16 protein-coding genes are annotated in these 18,528 nt (G+C 34.6%); 10 read left to right on the top strand and 6 right to left on the bottom strand.

Features of this window, described 5'->3' with window-relative positions:
* The first annotated feature begins 222 nt into the window (after positions 1-222).
* The 3 genes from MY04_RS01145 to MY04_RS01135 are packed head-to-tail and all read left to right on the top strand — an operon-like array spanning position 223 to position 2,863.
* The gene (locus MY04_RS01145) at positions 223-915 is read left to right on the top strand and encodes a DUF4905 domain-containing protein (RefSeq protein WP_158297509.1); all 693 of its coding nucleotides are present in this window, start codon (positions 223-225) and stop codon (positions 913-915) included.
* Between the two features lie 5 nt (positions 916-920).
* Positions 921-1,724 (top strand): DPBB and LysM peptidoglycan-binding domain-containing protein, encoded by an 804-nt coding sequence (locus MY04_RS01140; protein ID WP_066205116.1) that lies wholly within the window; start codon positions 921-923, stop codon positions 1,722-1,724.
* A gap of 2 nt (positions 1,725-1,726) precedes the next feature.
* On the top strand, positions 1,727-2,863 hold the full coding sequence (locus MY04_RS01135; protein WP_066205113.1) for a glycosyltransferase: 1,137 nt from the start codon (positions 1,727-1,729) through the stop codon (positions 2,861-2,863).
* Here MY04_RS01135 and MY04_RS01130 read toward each other — a convergent pair.
* Positions 2,844-3,590 carry an SGNH/GDSL hydrolase family protein gene (locus MY04_RS01130; RefSeq protein ID WP_066205110.1) on the bottom strand — a complete coding sequence of 249 codons (747 nt, stop codon included), beginning with the start codon at positions 3,588-3,590 and terminating at the stop codon, positions 2,844-2,846. The genes MY04_RS01135 and MY04_RS01130 overlap by 20 nt on opposite strands.
* Positions 3,591-3,794: 204 nt before the next feature.
* Here MY04_RS01130 and MY04_RS01125 point away from each other — a divergent pair, with 204 nt between their 5' ends.
* The 7 genes from MY04_RS01125 (at position 3,795) to MY04_RS01095 (ending at position 13,994) form a co-directional block, all read left to right on the top strand.
* Positions 3,795-5,261: a caspase family protein gene (locus MY04_RS01125; RefSeq protein ID WP_066205108.1), complete on the top strand. Its 1,467-nt coding sequence runs from the start codon at positions 3,795-3,797 to the stop codon at positions 5,259-5,261.
* 147 nt (positions 5,262-5,408) lie between these two features.
* Entirely contained in the window at positions 5,409-5,741 is a 333-nt protein-coding gene (locus MY04_RS01120; protein ID WP_158297508.1) for a hypothetical protein, read from the top strand.
* 163 nt (positions 5,742-5,904) lie between these two features.
* A complete protein-coding gene (gene secDF / locus MY04_RS01115) occupies positions 5,905-8,823 on the top strand; it encodes a protein translocase subunit SecDF (protein ID WP_066205103.1) in 2,919 nt (972 codons plus the stop codon).
* 274 nt (positions 8,824-9,097) lie between these two features.
* On the top strand, positions 9,098-9,439 hold the full coding sequence (locus MY04_RS01110) for a hypothetical protein (protein ID WP_158297507.1): 342 nt from the start codon (positions 9,098-9,100) through the stop codon (positions 9,437-9,439).
* A gap of 138 nt (positions 9,440-9,577) precedes the next feature.
* Positions 9,578-12,553, top strand: coding sequence for a protein translocase subunit SecDF (gene secDF, locus MY04_RS01105; protein WP_066205098.1), 2,976 nt, complete (start codon positions 9,578-9,580; stop codon positions 12,551-12,553).
* Positions 12,554-12,777: 224 nt separating this feature from the next.
* Positions 12,778-13,188: a hypothetical protein gene (locus MY04_RS01100; RefSeq protein ID WP_066205095.1), complete on the top strand. Its 411-nt coding sequence runs from the start codon at positions 12,778-12,780 to the stop codon at positions 13,186-13,188.
* A gap of 146 nt (positions 13,189-13,334) precedes the next feature.
* Entirely contained in the window at positions 13,335-13,994 is a 660-nt protein-coding gene (locus MY04_RS01095) for a hypothetical protein (RefSeq protein WP_066205093.1), read from the top strand.
* Between the two features lie 88 nt (positions 13,995-14,082).
* Here MY04_RS01095 and MY04_RS01090 read toward each other — a convergent pair whose 3' ends face one another.
* The 5 genes from MY04_RS01090 to MY04_RS01070 form a co-directional block, all read right to left on the bottom strand.
* The gene (locus tag MY04_RS01090) at positions 14,083-15,195 is read right to left on the bottom strand and encodes a DEAD/DEAH box helicase (protein ID WP_066205089.1); all 1,113 of its coding nucleotides are present in this window, start codon (positions 15,193-15,195) and stop codon (positions 14,083-14,085) included.
* Positions 15,196-15,325: 130 nt separating this feature from the next.
* Positions 15,326-15,796, bottom strand: a complete 471-nt coding sequence (locus tag MY04_RS01085) for a hypothetical protein (protein ID WP_066205087.1) — start codon at positions 15,794-15,796, stop codon at positions 15,326-15,328.
* 216 nt (positions 15,797-16,012) lie between these two features.
* Positions 16,013-16,879, bottom strand: coding sequence for a YncE family protein (locus MY04_RS01080; protein WP_066205085.1), 867 nt, complete (start codon positions 16,877-16,879; stop codon positions 16,013-16,015).
* 125 nt (positions 16,880-17,004) lie between these two features.
* Positions 17,005-17,814, bottom strand: a complete 810-nt coding sequence (locus tag MY04_RS01075; protein ID WP_066205082.1) for a helix-turn-helix transcriptional regulator — start codon at positions 17,812-17,814, stop codon at positions 17,005-17,007.
* A gap of 1 nt (position 17,815) precedes the next feature.
* Complete coding sequence (locus tag MY04_RS01070; RefSeq protein ID WP_066205077.1) at positions 17,816-18,517, bottom strand: helix-turn-helix domain-containing protein; 702 nt, start codon at positions 18,515-18,517, stop codon at positions 17,816-17,818.
* Positions 18,518-18,528: the final 11 nt, after the last annotated feature.

Raw genomic sequence — 18,528 nt, 5'->3', positions numbered from 1 at the left:
TTTAACTGAATGGATATTTTTTAATTGGAAATTTTTCATCTCCTTCAGTTATTTTAATCCATTGATAGTGATATTGTTTCATTTGAATTCTTCGATTTCACCTTCTCACATATCAATTGATGTGTACAATTTACAAAGTAAATCATTAATATAGCACTAAAACGATACTTTGATATCAATTATCGAATGATGATCTTTGAATCATCACTTATACTATTCTTTATGGCATCACTTTCAAAAACTTTAAATTATTTAGCCTACGGACAAGTTTGGAGAATACTTTATGATCATCAATTAAAAGTATTACTTGTCGAAATGCGTTCTTCCGAAGAAAAAGAGGTTTGCTTTTCGTGTATACGATTAGAGAATCAGGAAGTCGTTTGGGAAGGCTTACAATTAAAAGAAAAGTGGTGGGTAACGATGGCTGGCGTAAAAGACGGATTCTTATATTTTAATGAATTCGCTCACGATCAGCGTATGCCTAAAGTAAAGAAAATGGAGAAGTTGGATATCCTTGAAGCCATTATTGTTCAAGATAATGAAAAGGATCCTGAATTGGTAGATACGGCTTTGGGTATTCAAAATCCAATCATTTATCCATCGGATTCAGAACACTCTTCTTCATTGATAGAATTTTTAGAAGGTCAAGGGTTTCATCCAGAAAAAGACAGTAGTATTCATTACTTGGAAACAGCATCGAGCATCAATTTCTGTTTTATGGAAAAGCAGGGGGATCAATTATCTCGCAGAATGCTTATTTGCTCTATGGAAGGTGATATTTTATATAATCAATTGATGGATAAAGAGGTAAAAGAGCAAATTATGGATAGCTTCTTTGTGATCGATCAAATGCTTGTTTATATTGAAGACAAAATCACACTTTGTGGCATCCCCTTACCACCGACAGACAATTAACTATCATGAAATTTGTAGCATACATATTATTTTTTCTGTGCTGTAATGCCTCTATACTTTTTGCTCAGACAAATACTTCACATACTGTTCAGGCATCGGAAACTTTGTATTCTATTTCTAGAAAATACAATGTCTCTGTTCAGGATATTATTAAAGCCAATAATATCGAAAACAATGTGATTAAAATAGGTCAGACATTACAGATCCCTACTATTTCTACAGAGAGTGATACTGAAACAGTAATTACTCCTCAAGAAAATAATTTCGATAAGGTAGCTGTTGCTGAAGGTAGTAACCCTGTATACTATAATGCTAAAGATGGAGAAACATTAAGAGCTATCGCCTTTTCACATCAAGTAGTCGTAGATAGTCTTTCTGTTTGGAACGGAATATTACCGGACAAACCATTAACAGAAGGCCAACAGATTATAGTAAGTGTGACGGGTGAATTGAAAAATATCGACCAAAAAGCCATAGAAGTACACTCAAAATCTTATGCTGATTTAACCATTGAAGAGGCCAAAGATTACAATATTCCTATGCAAAAGGTTGAAAGAGGTAATGGTCAGGTGGTAGATTTACCAAATAATACCAGTAAACTGATGGCGTTGCATAGAACGGAAACAGTAGGGTCTTATATCAAAGTGATTAACCCAAATAATGACCGTCAAGCGATAGTTAGAGTGGTGGCCCCATTACCTGATGCTGCCATCGAGGATGGTATTATCATTAGAGTTTCAGAAGAAACGGCTAAAAAAATTGGGGCAGTAGGATCAGATTTCAAGGTAAGAATAGAATATAATCAATAAGAATGAGGATAGCGATTTTATCGACTTTTTATCCATTTAGGGGAGGAATTGCACAGTACGGGAATGCTTTATTTACAGCTTTAGAACAGTTAGGACACAACGTAAAAGCCTTTACTTTTACGAGACAATATCCTAACTTTTTATTTCCAGGATCTACTCAGTATGTCACAGATAAGGATACTACGGAACAACTTCAATCAGAAGAAGTTTTAGATTCCATCAACCCCATTACCTATTATACAACCGCAAAAAGCATTGAAAAATTTGCTCCAGACCTTGTCATCACACAGTATTGGATGAGCTTTTTTGGTCCCTCTTTAGGAACAGTAGCGAAACTATTAAAAGATAAATATAAAGTCATCAGTATTCTACATAATGTCATACCACATGAAAGTAGAGTCATCGACAAACCTTTTACTTCTTATTTTCTAAAGCAACATCATGGTTTTATTACGATGAGTGCTTCTGTAGATCAAGATTTAAAAGCATTTATACCTAATGCCTCTTCTTTAGAACGACCTCATCCCTTATACAATCATTTTGGAGCTATAGCTGATAAAGGAGCTTCAAGAAAGGAATTGGGATTACAAGAAGATAAAAAGACACTCTTATTTTTTGGGTTTATCAGAGAATATAAAGGTATTGATTTACTGATTCAAGCATTCGATGAACTGGACGATTCGTATCAATTAGTGATTGCAGGAGAAGTGTATGGTTCTTTTGATGTATACCAGCAGTTGATCGATCAAAACAAGAATAAGGATAGAATACATTGTTTCAATCAGTATATTTCTGATCAAGAAGTGTCTACTTATTTTTCTGCTGCCGATGTTTGTGTATTACCTTATAAATCAGCTACTCAAAGTGGTGTGACCGCCGTGGCCTTACACTTTGAATTGCCGATTATTGCCACTGATGTGGGAGGGTTAAAAGAGTTGGTTATACCAGGTAAAACAGGAGAGATAATCTATAAGGCAGAAAGTAAATTGATTGCTAAAACGATAATAGAATATTTTGATAAAGATACTTCGGAGTATTCAAGTAATATTAAAGCTTTAAAGCAGGAAATGTCTTGGGATAACTTCGCAAAAAAGTTGGTCAACTTTTCTAATACGTTACCTACTCCGGAGGTTCTTTAAGTTGCTCCTTCACGTCGTCTATTATTTGATTCACCCACAAACCGTATAATTCACCTGAGGGATGTAATCCATCGCTTGCGGTTAATTCAGGCCTTTCTCTTACTTGACGAGTAGTAGATGTGATATTATAAAATCTCACTCCTCTATTATTTGTAATTCTTTCTTTTAAATTATTGTATTGATCTATTTCTTGAGTGATTTGAAAATTGGGTTGAGTGTATGTATATCCATAATCAGGTATGGATAAAACGATTACATTTTTGGTACCTCCTGCGAAATTTATTGCTGTGGTCAACAACTCATTATACTCCTCTTCAAAAATTCTAATATCTCTTCTTTGAAACTGATTGTTCACTCCAATTAATAAGGTGACTATATCATAGTTTTCTTCTAAATCACTTCTATTAATGGCGTCTATTAAATTAGAAGTCGTCCATCCTGTTTGTGCCACATAAACAATATTTTCCTCTATTGTGAACCTACGATCTTCTAAGGCTACCTTGAGTTGTTCTGTCCATCGGTCCTCTTTACTTACACTTGCCCCTATTGTATAAGAATCTCCTAATGCTAAAAATGACATTACTTTACGTGGTATGCCATCGTCAACCACTACCTGAGTGGTATCGTTATCATCAAATAGTGTGGTAAAAATTGGTTCTTCTTTATCACTACAGTTAGTAAGAACGAATAGAATAGAAAAACTCAAAAATAGAGCAATTTTTTTCATGGTAGACAAATAGAAGAAATGATCAATAGTTTATATTAGAAATAGATCCGTATCTTTATTGTGAGTTTTCGAACTCATGTATATCAGATATTCTTTATTTACTAATGATAGAACAAAAAAAGCCTGGTTTTGTTTGTCCTACCAAGACGAAAAGATGTCTTTACTTATAATCGTGGTATTTAACACAAACTCATCAAACTGATCATGAAACAACTATTACTATCTCTTTTTATCCTGTTAGGTTGTCATGTATATGCACAAAAGACCATTATGGTTATTCCTAAAATAGATCAAGGTGCTTCTATTTGTAACTCTTTTGAGATTTACCATAACAAAATTGCACTCAAATCAATTGAGACAGTGTATAAAAAAATGGGGTATAATGTAATTAGTTCTTATAATATAATTAGAGGTTATGCCACCTCAGGACAATGTTACATTGGAGAGGAAAAGGTAAAAAACAATCTGATTACTCAATTTGGTTTAAAGTATTATACAGAAGTTGATGTGTCATTTCACAATACCAACAAAGGAAGTTATGCCACAGTAACTGCCACAGTATATGACACTAAGTCCCAAAGATTTCTTGCTCAGGCAACTCAGGATTCTCCCACAGAATTTACTTCTGATAAAGGAAGACAAATTACTATGGCTTTCAATAAAATTGTCAGACCATTGATGTCGGCAGCATCTACCAACTTAAAGAATGGACCACAGACAGTCACCAAAAAAGAAAATGTAAATATAGTCACCACTCCTCCTGTAGTGATTACAAAAAAAGAAGATGTTAAACCTGCAAAACCAGTAAAAGAAGAACCTTTAACTGTAAAGCTTCCAGAGGAAGAAGTAAAAGAAGTAATATTACCTCCATCCGATGTTGACATCAATATCCCACAAGGTGGAAGAGTAAATGAAGATGCGGTGGCCGTTGTCATCGGCAATAAGAACTATAGAAATAAAGATGTACCTGAAGTAAGCTTTGCTCTAAGAGATGCTGCCACTATGAAAAAGTATTTGATGCAGACTTACGGATATAGAGAAGGCAATATTATTTATGTAGAAGATGCCACTCAAGCCGATTTCAATGCTATTTTTGGTATTAGAGGTAACCCTAAAGGAAAGTTATACAACTACATCAAACCGAATAAGTCCGATGTGTTTATTTATTACAGTGGACATGGTGCACCTAATCCAGAATCTAACGAGGGATATTTTGTACCAGTAGATACCGACCCTTCATTAATTCAGTTTAACGGATATGGTGTAAAAACATTGTATGATAATTTAGAACAAATGCCTTTTAAATCACTTACCGTAGTGATGGACGCTTGCTTTAGTGGATCTTCTGATGGCGGTATGCTACTTAAAAGTATCTCTCCGGTTTTTATAAAAACGAAGAGTAAGGTTTTAGAAGGTGATAATAGTGTGATCATGACAGCAACAGCTTCTGAACAGGTGGCTTCTTGGTATAACGAAAAAGGACATGGTCTTTTTACTTATTTCTACTTGAAAGGTCTTCAGGGAGCTGCAGATTTAAATAAAAATGGTCAAATCACTATCGATGAAATGTCTGAGTACATTACTGAAAATGTTCAGTATATGGCTAGAAGATTAAATAACAGAGAACAAGTACCTCAGATTTCTGCTAAATCGAATACAAGAATAAAATAAGGATTAACTCCCTCATATAGAGGGAGTACCTTCTCATTCATTAACAATTAAAGAATCTTAAAACCTCTATTTTCATCAACTGATTTTTTAGTTTCGTAGTTGATGAATAATAACCCCACTATATCATTTAGATTATTTCCATTGTTGATGGCTTTTGCTATCCTCTTTTCATTAGGAGGAGAAGCAGTGCATGCCCTTAACCAAGCTTCTAATGGTACGGAGACAACGGTTCTTCATCAAGAGGACACTTTTGTGGACGGTACTGACCTTGCTCAGGACTTCCCAAAGACCATCTCTCATAACACTCAGAAGTTTCATTGGAATAATCAATTCCTTAACACATTCCACTCATCTTTTGATTTTACCTTAGAATGGGTTGCTCAACCTATTTTTAAAGAAGTAATCAGAGCATCTTTACGTCAGCTTTATGCTGGAAAGGAATGTATTGTGCAACACTATATTGCACCTAATGCTCCCTAAATAAAACCTCACTCCTATTTATTGTTTGTGTTATCGCGATCAAAATATTGGTCGTTAGAATTCTTGTACACAAACTTTTTTAAATCAATCATTAATACTTAGGACTTAACCCTTTTATCAAAAAAAAGGGAGGGGAAACCTATGTCCAAAAATTGACCTAAATATGAGAAATAAAGGTTTTATAATGTTCATTGCAACATTAGTCACACTACTTAGTATATATAATTTATCCTTCACTTGGATGTCCAATCGTGTGCAATCAAAAGCGGAGACACACGCTACAAATCAAAATGGAATAGTCGATTATCAGAAAAAACAAGCTTACCTAGATTCTGTTTGGAAAGAACCTGTGGTGGATTTAGGTTTTGTAGACTTCACTTATGAGGAAATAAAAAACAAAGAGTTAACCAAAGGTTTGGACTTGCAAGGTGGCATGCATGTTACATTGGAGGTATCTCAAAAAGAAATTATCGAAGCTTTAGCCTCGAACAATATCAATGATGCTTTTGAGAACGCTTTAATTCAAGCTGACCGATTGACGAAGGAAAACAGAAAGTCATTTTCTCAGAATTTCTTCCAATCGTTAACCGATCAAGATGATATTTTACTAGCAAGTTACTTTGCGAATTCGACCAATAAAGATAAGATCACATTATCTTCAAATAATAGTGCAGTCATTAATTATGTAAATCAAGAAATTGATGGAGCTGTTGAGAGTGCTTTCGAAATTATTAGAACACGTATTGATAAGTTTGGTGTAACTCAGCCGAATATTCAGCGTATTAAGGGAACGAATAAAATCACTATGGAACTTCCAGGTGTAAACAACCCGGAACGTGTTCGTAACCTTGTGCAAGGAATGGCTAAGTTGGAGTTTGTGGAAGTTTGGGATCTGAATGATGCTTTTCCTCACCTGCAAAAGATAGAAAATGAATGGGTCAAACATCAAAAAGTGACCAATAAGAAAGTAATTAGTGGGCACCCTGAAAAACAATTATTTATTGATGAAGTGGAACCTATCACTCAAAATGAGGAAAATGAAAGACCTTCATCAGCATTAATGAAAACGCTTTCTCCTTACAGTCTAATTTATGCTCTATCCGATACTGCTGATGTCAATAAATTATTAAATAATAAAAACTTAATGTCTATCATTCCTTCCAACATGAAGTTTGCTTGGGGACATAAATCCTTTAATAAAGTGGAGGGAATAGAATGTATTGAACTATTTATTATTAAAAAGGGACACGAAGCTAAAATTACCGGTGACTATATAGCGGATGCGGAACAAAAGTACAATCAGAAGAATCAGGCGGTAGTTTCTATGGTCATGAACAATGAGGGCACAAAGAAATGGAAAAAGATGACCTCTGAAAATTATGGAAATCGTGTAGCTATTGTTTTAGATAATGAAGTATACACTGCCCCTACCGTACAAGCGGTGATTGATGGAGGTCGTTCTGAAATTTCTGGAGATTTTGATGTGGAAGAAGCGAAAGACTTGGCCAATGTTTTAAAAGCCGGTAAGCTTCCAGCCCCAACTCATATTATAGAAGAAGTAGTGGTTGGCCCTTCTTTAGGTGATATTGCACAGGCAGACGGTATACAATCTGTTGTGATTGGCCTATCGCTTGTTTTATTATTTATGACCCTTTACTACGCCAAAGGTGGTTGGATTGCCAATGCCGCCTTGGGACTGAATATCTTATTAATATTTGGTATTCTTGCTGAATTAGGTGCGGTGCTTACTTTGCCGGGTATTGCGGGTATTGTGCTTACCATTGGTATGTCGATTGATGCCAATGTATTAATCTTCGAAAGGATTAGAGAAGAACAAAAGAAAGGAAGTTCGTTTCTGGAATCTGTATCCAAAGGTTATAACAGTGCCTTCCGTACCATTTTGGACGCCAATGTAACTACATTATTTACAGGTTTCTTCCTATACACTTTTGGTATTGGACCAATTAAAGGATTTGCTGTCACGTTAATCATAGGCATTATCTGTTCTTTCTTTACGGCCGTATTCGTTACCCGATTGATCATCACTTACTTTATTAAAAAGAAAGGACAACAGTTACAATTAAATTTTGAAACAAAATTGTCACGCCTCTTCTTTAATCGAGTAAACTTCGATTTCTTAAAGAAGAGAAAGATGGCCTACTTCATTTCTTCAATAGTGATTGTAGCAGGATTATCCTCTTTAGCTATCAAAGGCTTAAATAAAGGAGTTGACTTTACAGGTGGGCGAACGTATGTAGTAAGCTTTAATGATAAAGTGATTCCTTCTGCGTTAGAATCCTCGTTATCGGACTTTGTTGATGGTAAATCTTTAGAAGTGAAAACATATGGTGATGATAAAACATTAAAAATTACAACATCTTACCTTATTGAAGATGAAACCACAGAAAGTGATGACCAAGTGAAAAAAGCCATTATTGATGGTGTGGAAAGTTTTACAGGACAAAAATATGCCGATGAGGAAGACCCTACATCTGACACGTTTGTTATTCCTTCTCAATCTAAAGTTGGTGCAAGTATGGCGGATGACATCAGTATTTCTGCACAAAAAGGTGTACTATTCTCATTAGTCAGCATTTTTATATACATATGGTTGAGGTTTAGAAATGCCAGTTTTGGTATTGGAGCCGTTGCCGCCTTAATTCACGATACTCTTATTGTTTTCAGTATTTTCGGCATTGCAAACCTCCTTGGGTTTGGTTTTGAAATGGATCAAGTATTTATTGCTGCGGTACTTACAGTTATCGGTTATTCGATAAACGATACGGTGGTCGTCTTCGATAGGATCAGAGAAGAGGATTCTAAAAAACAAAAGACAAATTCTTACTATAACCGAATCAATACAGCTATTAATGGGACTTTAAATAGAACAATCATTACCTCAATCACCACGCTAATGGTGGTATTGGTCTTATTGATATTTGGTGGTGATGCTTTAAGAACTTTTGCCTTTACCCTTTGTGTAGGTGTCTTGGCGGGGACTTATTCTTCTATATTCATTGCCGCTCCTATAGTATTTGATATCTCCAAAAAGAAAATAAAAAAAGCATTAGCAACAGCTTAGGCTAATTGATATACTCGAAATGAACATCAAATAAATATATAGTAATAGTAAAGCTTAACGGACTAACCTCTCCGTTAAGCTTACTCTTATTTGCTTAATACTCATTTTTTTCAACAAAAAACGTCATTCAGACACATTAAAATAATGTTTTTACCATTTCATATCAGAAAAACACAACCTAAATTGTGTTTTCTGTAAAATGATATTACTTTTGCGTTGAAATAGTATTATGCAAAAAGAGCACAACATATCGTTCAAGTTTTTTCCATTCGTAATGGCATTCCTTCTACTCCTAACTCTAGGAGCAGAATCAACATATGCTATTTACAATGATGTAAACACGACTGTTGATGTCTCGGATGCACATCAGAAAGACACAGAACAAGGAAAAACGTCCATCAAGATCCTGAAAGATCAGCAAGACGCTATCCCTCATTCTACTTATAAAATTGAGTGGAACAATGCTTTCGTTAAAACTATACATTCAGCAAACGATTTTAAATTAGAGGTTACTTCTACTTCAGAAACGCCTCTAGTTACTAACGATTCAAGAGCTTCACTTTCTGTGGAGACTGCCTGTGTAATGACTCATTATGCAGCTCCGAATGCTCCCTAGAGCGAAATCCCCCTATTTTATCATTTTCGAACACAATTCATTTAGACTTGCGGCTTTTTGTACCGTTTGAGTCTTCGTGTTACTATATATTTTATATTCAACAATCGACTATTCAATAGTTAATTTTTTACTTATATTATGAATAACAGAGGTTTTATACTGTTCATTGCTGTTCTAGTAACAGTATTCAGTCTTTTCGACCTTTCTTTCTCATGGGTTTCAAGAAACATCCAATCTCAAGCGGATGAGTATGCCATGGATTCTGAAGGTCATGTAGACTACTTTAAAAAGCAAGCATACATTGATTCTCTATGGAAAACTCCAGTGTATGACTTAGGTTTCAGATCTTACACTTACGAAGAAGTAAAGAACAAAGAATTGGCTTTGGGTCTTGACCTTCAAGGTGGTATGTCAGTAACATTAGAAGTTTCTCCTGTAGAAGTAGTAAAAGCTATGGCAGGTGCTAACGTTGACGACAACTTCTTAGCTGCTTTAGCTGAAGCTGAAACATTAACAAGAGAAAACAGAGAAACATTTACTAATAACTTCTTCACTTCATTAAAAGAGAAGAACGAAAATGTTCCTTTCGCTACTTACTTTGCTTCATCAGCAAACAAAAACAGAATTTCATTCAACTCGCCAGACAAAGCCGTTCAAGACTTAGTAGAAAGCGAAGTGGATGGTGCTGTAGAAAGAGCATTCGAAATTATCCGTACTCGTATTGACAAGTTTGGTGTAACTCAACCAAACATCCAACGTCTTCAAGGTACTAACCGTATCGCAATCGAATTGCCAGGTGTAGATAACCCTCAACGTGTGCGTAACCTATTACAAGGTGTTGCAAAGTTAGAATTCTTAGAAGTATGGACACTTCAAGAAGCTCAACCTTACATCTTCCAATTGAACCAAGAGTGGGTGAAGCAAGAGAAAGCACGTAAAGCTTTAGCTGGCGATGTTGCTGCAACAGAAACAACAACTGATGCTGCTAAATCTTCTTCTGAAAACTCACTTTTCGAAGGTGATTCTACAGATGTAGCTGCAAATGATTCTACTGCAACTCCTGAGGATGAGTTATACTCTCCTATCATGAAAGGTTTCTCTCCTTACGGTTTAGTATTCGCTGATACTGATACTGCTTCAGTAAACAAAATGCTTCGTGATAAAGAAGTGATGTCAATCGCTCCTTCTAACATGAAATTCTTATGGGGTCACAAGCCTTTCCAAACAAACGATCAAGGTGTAGAATTCTATAACCTTTACGTAATCAAGAAAGAGCGTGAGGCAAAATTAACTGGTGAGGTGATCACTGACGCGATCCAGTCGTATGACCAAAAGAACCAACCTGCAGTTTCTATGGTAATGAACGTAGAAGGTGCTAAGAAATGGAAAAAAATGACTGGCCAAAACTTAGGTCGTCAAATCGCTATCGCTCTAGATAACGAAGTATATACTGCTCCAAACGTACAATCAGAAATCGACGGTGGTCGTTCTGAAATCACTGGTAACTTCGACGTTGCTGAGGCGAAAGACTTAGCAAACATCTTGAAAGCTGGTAAACTTCCTGCTCCTACAAAAATTATTGAAGAAGTAGTAGTTGGTCCATCATTAGGTAAAGTTGCTCAATCAGAAGGTATCAACTCTGTATTATTAGGTCTTGGTCTAGTAATCTTGTTCATGGTAATTTACTACTCTAAAGGTGGTTTAATTGCAAACGCTGCATTAGGTTTGAACATCTTCTTCATCTTCGGTATTCTTGCTGAGCTTGGAGCTGCATTGACACTACCTGGTATTGCTGGTATCGTACTTACAATTGGTATGTCGATTGACGCCAACGTACTAATCTTCGAACGTATTCGTGAAGAGCAAAGAAATGGCAAGTCGTTATTGACTTCAATTTCTAACGGTTATGACAGAGCATTCTGGACTATCTTTGATGCCAACTTAACTACATTAGTAACTGGTGGTTTCCTTTACTACTTCGGTTTAGGTCCAATCAAAGGTTTCGCAGTAACATTAATGATCGGTATCGTTTGTTCATTCTTCTCAGCTGTATTTATTTCTCGTTTGATCGTTTCACAAATCGTGAAGAGCAAAGGTGAAAACGCTAAGTTGAACTTCGAAACTGGTTTATCTAAGAAATTAGCTGGTAAAATGAATGTTGACTTTATGGGTAAACGTAAAGTTGCTTACATCTTCTCTGCAGCTATTATCGCTATTGGTCTTGGTTCATTAGCAACTACAGGTCTTAACTTAGGTGTTGACTTCACTGGTGGGCGTACGTATATTGTAAGCTTCGATCAAGCAGTAGTTCCATCTAAATTACAAGGTGCTTTAGTGAAAAATGTAGAAGGTAAGCCGGTTGAAGTGAAAACTTACGGTAACGACAATACATTAAAAATCACTACTGCATACTTAATCGATAACGAATCATCAGAAACTGATGCTAAAGTACAGAGTGCAATTGTTACAGGTATCGAAAGCTTCACAGGCTTGAAATATGCTGACAAGCAAAACCCTTCTGCTACTACATTCGTTATTCCATCAACTTCAAAAGTAGGTGCTTCGATTGCAAATGATATTACAGATGGTGCTGAAGAGGCAGTATTGTTCTCTTTATTAGGTATCTTCTTGTACATCTGGGTACGTTTCCGTCAGTGGAACTTCGGTGCTGGTGCAATCATGGCCTTATTACACGATACATTGGTAGTATTTGGTGCGTTCGGTATTGCTAACCTTTTAGGTGCAGGTTTCGAATTAGACCAAGTATTCATCGCCGCGGTACTTACTGTAATTGGTTATTCAATTAACGATACAGTGGTAGTATTTGACCGTGTTCGTGAAGAGCAAGAAAATGCTACTGTAGGTACTAAAATGATGGACGTAATGAACAAAGCGATCAACGGTACTATGAACCGTACGATCATTACTTCATTCACTACATTGTTAGTAATCTTAGTATTGTTAATTTTCGGTGGTGAGGCATTGAGAGGATTCTCATTCTCATTATTCATCGGTATTATGATCGGTACTTACTCATCGATCTTTATCGCTGCTCCACTTGTATACGATACATCTAAGAAAAGAATCGAAAAAGAAGAAAAAGCTAATGCTTAATCTTTTTTGAATGATATATCGAAGGCCTTGTGAGTGATCACAAGGCCTTTTTTCTTAGCTTCGTTTTTTAGTTTTAAGTTCAATAAACAAACTAGTTCTCACTTAACATTATATAAATCAGAGGTTTTAATGTTAAGTTATTTTAGATCTTGTAAATGATTGTTTACATGATTTGTAACCGGACGACTTCTAACGTCTAAGTATACAAACAAACATGTAAACACATGAAAACTCTATTGACATTTATTGCGGCCCTACTACTTTTCTTACCGGATTATGCTAACGATCGTCCGATAAAAAAATATGATGATGCCAATTTAAAAATATACACCCACGCCTCTGCCGCAGGCACAGCAGCTTATATTTTTCAAGACAATGGAAATGTGACCTATGTGCTAGATTACAGAGACGGATCTTATTATGAATATCCAGGTCAGTATTCTATTTCAGACAATCAAATAAAAATTGATTTACAAGCAGGAAAAGGAAAGAATAACATGGGTATAGAAATGAGTCAGCTCATCCCAAAAAGAAAACATATTGAACTTCAGGTGCAATCTGAAGATGTTATTTTTGATGACGAACATTTTAAACATGGTCGCTTCGAATTGTTAGAAAATCAAAAAGCCAAATAGATCAACATTAATTTCACCCCTAGATGAGGATTTGTTTCTTATCTTTGTAAGGTGAGTTTGACGAACTCTTTTTGATAAATGTCTTATTTGATGTTATATCATAGTGTATAAATCAAATAAGATTTCTTTGAAAATATAAGTATAAAATGAAGTTATTAAATACATTAGCTCTTTTAATTTTTTGTCAGTTAGCTGTCACAGCTCAGAACTTCCAATTCGACAAACAAATCAACTTTGAGATTTACGAAAATGGAAAATTAAAAGAATATCCTCAGGCGAGAGCGTTAGTGGGTGCAGAAAATACAATGGGTGCTCGAGTGGTATTAGAAGAAGATGCAGGAGCTCAATACTCTGTTGTTGATTTCAACAAAGGAAAAATTAAAATCCTTATGCGTCAATTTGGTCAAAAAGTAGCCTTAGAGACGGATATCAACACAGAGCAATTGGATGTATTAGGCGTTTCTGATGTACCTGTTACTGAAGATAAAAAGATCAAAAAAGAAATTATTGGTGTTAAATGTCGTTCATTTAAAGGAACCAAAGATAATAAGACTGTAATTATTCACGTGGGTAATTTTGGTGCTGATTTAAAAGGATACGAATCTTTCACTAAAGCTATTTGTGAAAAAGCTGGTATCGAATTAAAAGACAAAGAAGTTATCTTGGGCGTTGAAATGATTGACAACCAATCTAAAGGTTCTTTCCAAGCCTTTGTTAGAGATATCAAAGAAAAATCTTTCAAGATTGATACAAGTAGCTATACTACTTTAGGTTCTTCTGGAAGCTTTGGAATTCCTGGATTTTAATTCATCCAACACACATCACAAAAAAATCCCTTGATAATTACTTATCAAGGGATTTTTTATATCTATATATCAAAAGAGTATTTGATAATTAATCAAAGATCTGTTCCATTGTAATACCAAAAGCATCTTCGATTTCATCTAGTCTAGACATTTCTTTTTTGCTGACTAAACAAACAGATACTCCTGATTTACCCGCACGAGCCGTTCTACCACTACGGTGAGTGAAATATTCCATCTTATCAGGTAATTGATAATGGATAACATAAGCTAAGTCGGCAATATCAATACCTCTAGCGGCTAAATCTGTAGCCACAAGAATCTGTAATTTCTTAGATTTAAAAGCACGCATCACTTTATCTCTTTCTTTCTGAGATAAATCGCCATGAATCGCTTCTGCTTTAAACTGCTTTCCATGAAGTTGTTTTGATACTTGCTGAGCATCAGCTTTCGTTCTCGTAAAGATCACTCCTCTTTCATCACCTTGCTGACGGATAAACCAGTTTAGGGTTTCCATCTTTTGCTTTGGCTCAACCATCAAGTATTCGAACTTGATCTTCTTATTGATCACGTTCATTGGGTTCACTTCAATTCTGAAAGCATCTTTAGCCATATATTTCTTGATGATCTCCTTAATACCTACTGGGAAGGTAGCAGAGAATAACCAAGTGGCTTTCTTATGCGTTGTTAAACGAAGAATTTTATTCAAATCTTCTTTAAATCCCATACTCAACATCTCATCTGCTTCGTCCATCACTACAGTTTTAATGTAGGATAAATCGACAGCATTACGGTTGACCAAATCGATTAAACGACCAGGTGTGGCCACTAGAATTTGTGTAGGGCGTTTTAAATTATTGATTTGAATATCTATAGGAGCTCCTCCATACACAGCTTCACAGAATACTTTGTGGTAGTATTTTGTAAACTTGAACAACTGTTTCTGAATTTGCTGACCTAACTCTCTTGTAGGTGATAAAATTAAAGCTTGGGGCTGAGGATTTTTAGGATTAACAGCATGAAGTATGGGTAAACCAAAAGCTGCCGTCTTACCTGTTCCCGTCTGAGCCTGACCGATAAAATCGGTACCCTCTTGCATTAAAAACGGGATTGACTTCGATTGTATAGCCGTTGGTTCTTCAATTCCGTTTTCTGTAAGTGCCTTAACAATAGCACTATGAATTCCTAAATCCTTAAAAGTCATTGTATATCTACTTTTGTACGAGCACAAAGGTAGTTGGAATTATTGGTAAAAATAGAAAATGAGAGATATTGTAATGAAACATTTAGAAAGAGCATAAAAAAAGGACTGTGGGGAAGCAGTCCTTTTTTCTTTAGTTTCTGTAAACATTTACCCATTCGATGTACACCACTCTTGGGTTTTCATCAAACATTTCTTTGGGTAATTCTACTTCTGTGTAATCAGAAGGCTTGGCTATTTTTTTCACCAAAATATCTTTATAAGTAGAAATATACTGGTTTTGAGTTCGTCCTGAAGAATAAAAACGTTCAAAAAGATGTGTTTTGTCAAGGTCTGTGTATCCTTTAAAACCTTCCAATCTAGTAAAAGGAAGCCTTAAAATAATATGTTCAGGCCAAACACTACCTTGTGGCCGTCTGATCACGCCTTTACCAATGTCTGCTACTTTGGTAAATTCAATAATCTTTTCATCCAATGAATCCGTCATCTCTACCTCATTAACACCTTTGGAAGATTCAAAGTGTAAGGTAGTATCAACTTCTTCATTTTCAGAGCAACTACAGAAAAGTACTACTAAAAATAGAAGTATAAAAGTTCGTCTCATGAAGTGGTTTTCTTATCGTTTTGTACAAAATTCGGAATGTAATGAGATTGGCTTTAATCAAAAAAAACTAAGCAAATCACTTAACGGTTTTAAATTAAATAAAATATTGAAATAATCATATTAAACAATTAAAAAAAGGTGATATACTCAACAAAATCAGTTGAATACATCACCTTTCCCTTGAAATTAGTATTTCAAGAAGTTTATATCAAAATACTAATAACCTAACTTTATAATGTTTAAGTTATTACCATAATCATTAGCAATAGCTAATTCATTTGTTCTTTTTATATACTTCAATCCAGCTGGACCATCAGCTGTAGATTGAATCACTCTTGGTTCTCTACTTAAAGCATCATTTACTTTAATGATCACATTTTCCTTTTTATCAGCACCAAATGCAGTGATATAATAACTCATAGAACCATTAAATGTAATGTCTTCCAAGTATGGGAATTCTTCAACGGCTAAGGCTAAAGCTACCTTATCTTCTTTAAAGTTATACGTATAAATTCCTCCTCCTTCTTCTAAAGAACTTAAGATAATGATGTCTCTATTTTTCTTACTGTAATATAAACCTGTTGGCGATGGAACATCTTTAGTTAAAAGAGTAGCTGATTTCTTTTTAAGATCTACCTCATAAACAGCATTGCCAATATTATCTGATACATACACATGGCTTCCATCTGTTGTCAGAGAATACAGTTCTTTTGCTTCAGGAATTTCTACCTCAAAAAGCATTTCTTCTGATTTAATACTAAATGCCTTTAATTTTTTAGCATCTGCCACATAAAGAACTCCAGAATAGATAAGCACACCTCTTGGATTATCTAAACCTTTTACCGCAAATACGGCACCTCCTCTACGACCACGCTTAATTACTCCGTTATTTCCTGGTGAACTAATATAAAACAAACCCGATTTTTCATCGAATGCAACATCTTTAGGGGATTGAAGTTTAGCATCAGGATCTGCTGTAATAGTCTTTTTGCTTTTCTTCTTCTTTTTTTCTGTCTTTTCTTGTGCGGAAACATTAAAACACAGACCAAGAGTAAGCAACAAACTGATAATTACTTTGTACATGTTTAGTATATTATTCTATTTATAAACCTTGTACAAATATAGAATAATGTGTTGGAGGAGTAAATCTTTTCGAAAATGTTTGCCTTTATACCCTGTTATTTTTTGTTTATTTAAGTTTCACTAAATTATATAATTCCACGTCGAATACACTCAGAAGCCAATTGAATAATATTTCTCATACCATTCTTTTTTATCATGTTCTTCTTATGACGATTCACCGTTTCTACAGAGATTTCCAATAAAACGCCCACCTCCTTACTCGAATGTCCATCTGATATATGTTTAAGAATCGTCTTTTCTCTATCAGAAAGGGTTAAATTATCTGTTGCTCCTTCTGTGTTCACAAACTCTTTCACATCCAATATCTGAGTTTCATTCTTCGACAAATTATGAAATGATAATTCATAATGCTGTTCCTTAATGAAATGAGTCACATTGGTTAAAGAGATAAAAAACGATGTTATTTGTCCATTTTTTATAGTGACAGGTATATTTTGTTGCAGATAAGTTTGATGGTGACCTACTTTATTTTCCGTTCTAAATACAAGAGATGAACGATGAATAATCTCTTTGTATTGATAATATAAGTAGAGGTGATAACTAAACAATTTATCGAGAGAATATACATAAAACTCTTTGTCCATATCTATAATTGAATTGGATAAAGTATGCATAAACACATCAAAATCAAGATTCTTTTTCCCAAATAGGTGATCGCCTTGATCGTTTCTAATTAAATTAAAATCTATGTTATCAAAATCAATTATAAAACTTACAGTAGCTCCAGGATATAAAAAATCGATACTTTCATTTTTAATTTGATCATAACGATTTATATCATCTATAGATAAATCAATTTTTTGATTAAATATTCCTTTGCGGGTAAAGATATCTTCGATTCTATGTTTTAGTATGACTGATTTTTTTTCATTCATTTTAAAATAAATTCATCCTCAAACATAAATTGATAGTCATCATAATATTTTTGGTTTTGGTTTTCTTGACTATATTTTTTTTGTGAGTACTTATGGTATGTGCACTCACATTTAGCCTTTCGGATATATCTGCATTCGACAATCCCTCAGAAACCAAATGTATTATTTCTATCTCTCTGTTTGATAACGTTAAAATAGCATGACATTGTATAAATTCTTCCTTGGAAGTTATGTTGTAATATGAGTTAGAATCATTTACATTAATAAAACTTATTCCATTAGTAATCTGACTGTCATCTCTGTCATCGAACAGTGTATTGTTAAACCTGATGACTGATATTGACTTTTTGTCATTTAAAATAACTTCGGCTTTTGCTAAACACTCATGTTCTGTTCCATCCCCAAAAATGAGTGGATAGGTAAAAAATATTCTAAAATCATCTCTTCTAGAATATTCTTTTTGGATAAAGGTCTCTAATATTTTTTTAATCATTAGAATCCCTTTTTCTTGAAATTGTTTTGAGGCGATAAAAAAGCCTTTTTTACCATTTATATTTTCATTTGTATATCCAGTAACTTTAAAAAACGATTGGGAAAAATCAATAAACTCAAATTGTTCACAGCTAAATTCAAAATAAAACTGTTTACCTAATCCTAAATATTTTTCATTGTAATCACTTAAAATTTGCTCATCTCTTTTCATTATGGGTATCA

Source organism: Flammeovirga sp. MY04 (assembly GCF_001682195.2).
Lineage (GTDB): Bacteria > Bacteroidota > Bacteroidia > Cytophagales > Flammeovirgaceae > Flammeovirga > Flammeovirga yaeyamensis.
This window is presented reverse-complemented; position numbering and strand designations above follow the sequence as displayed.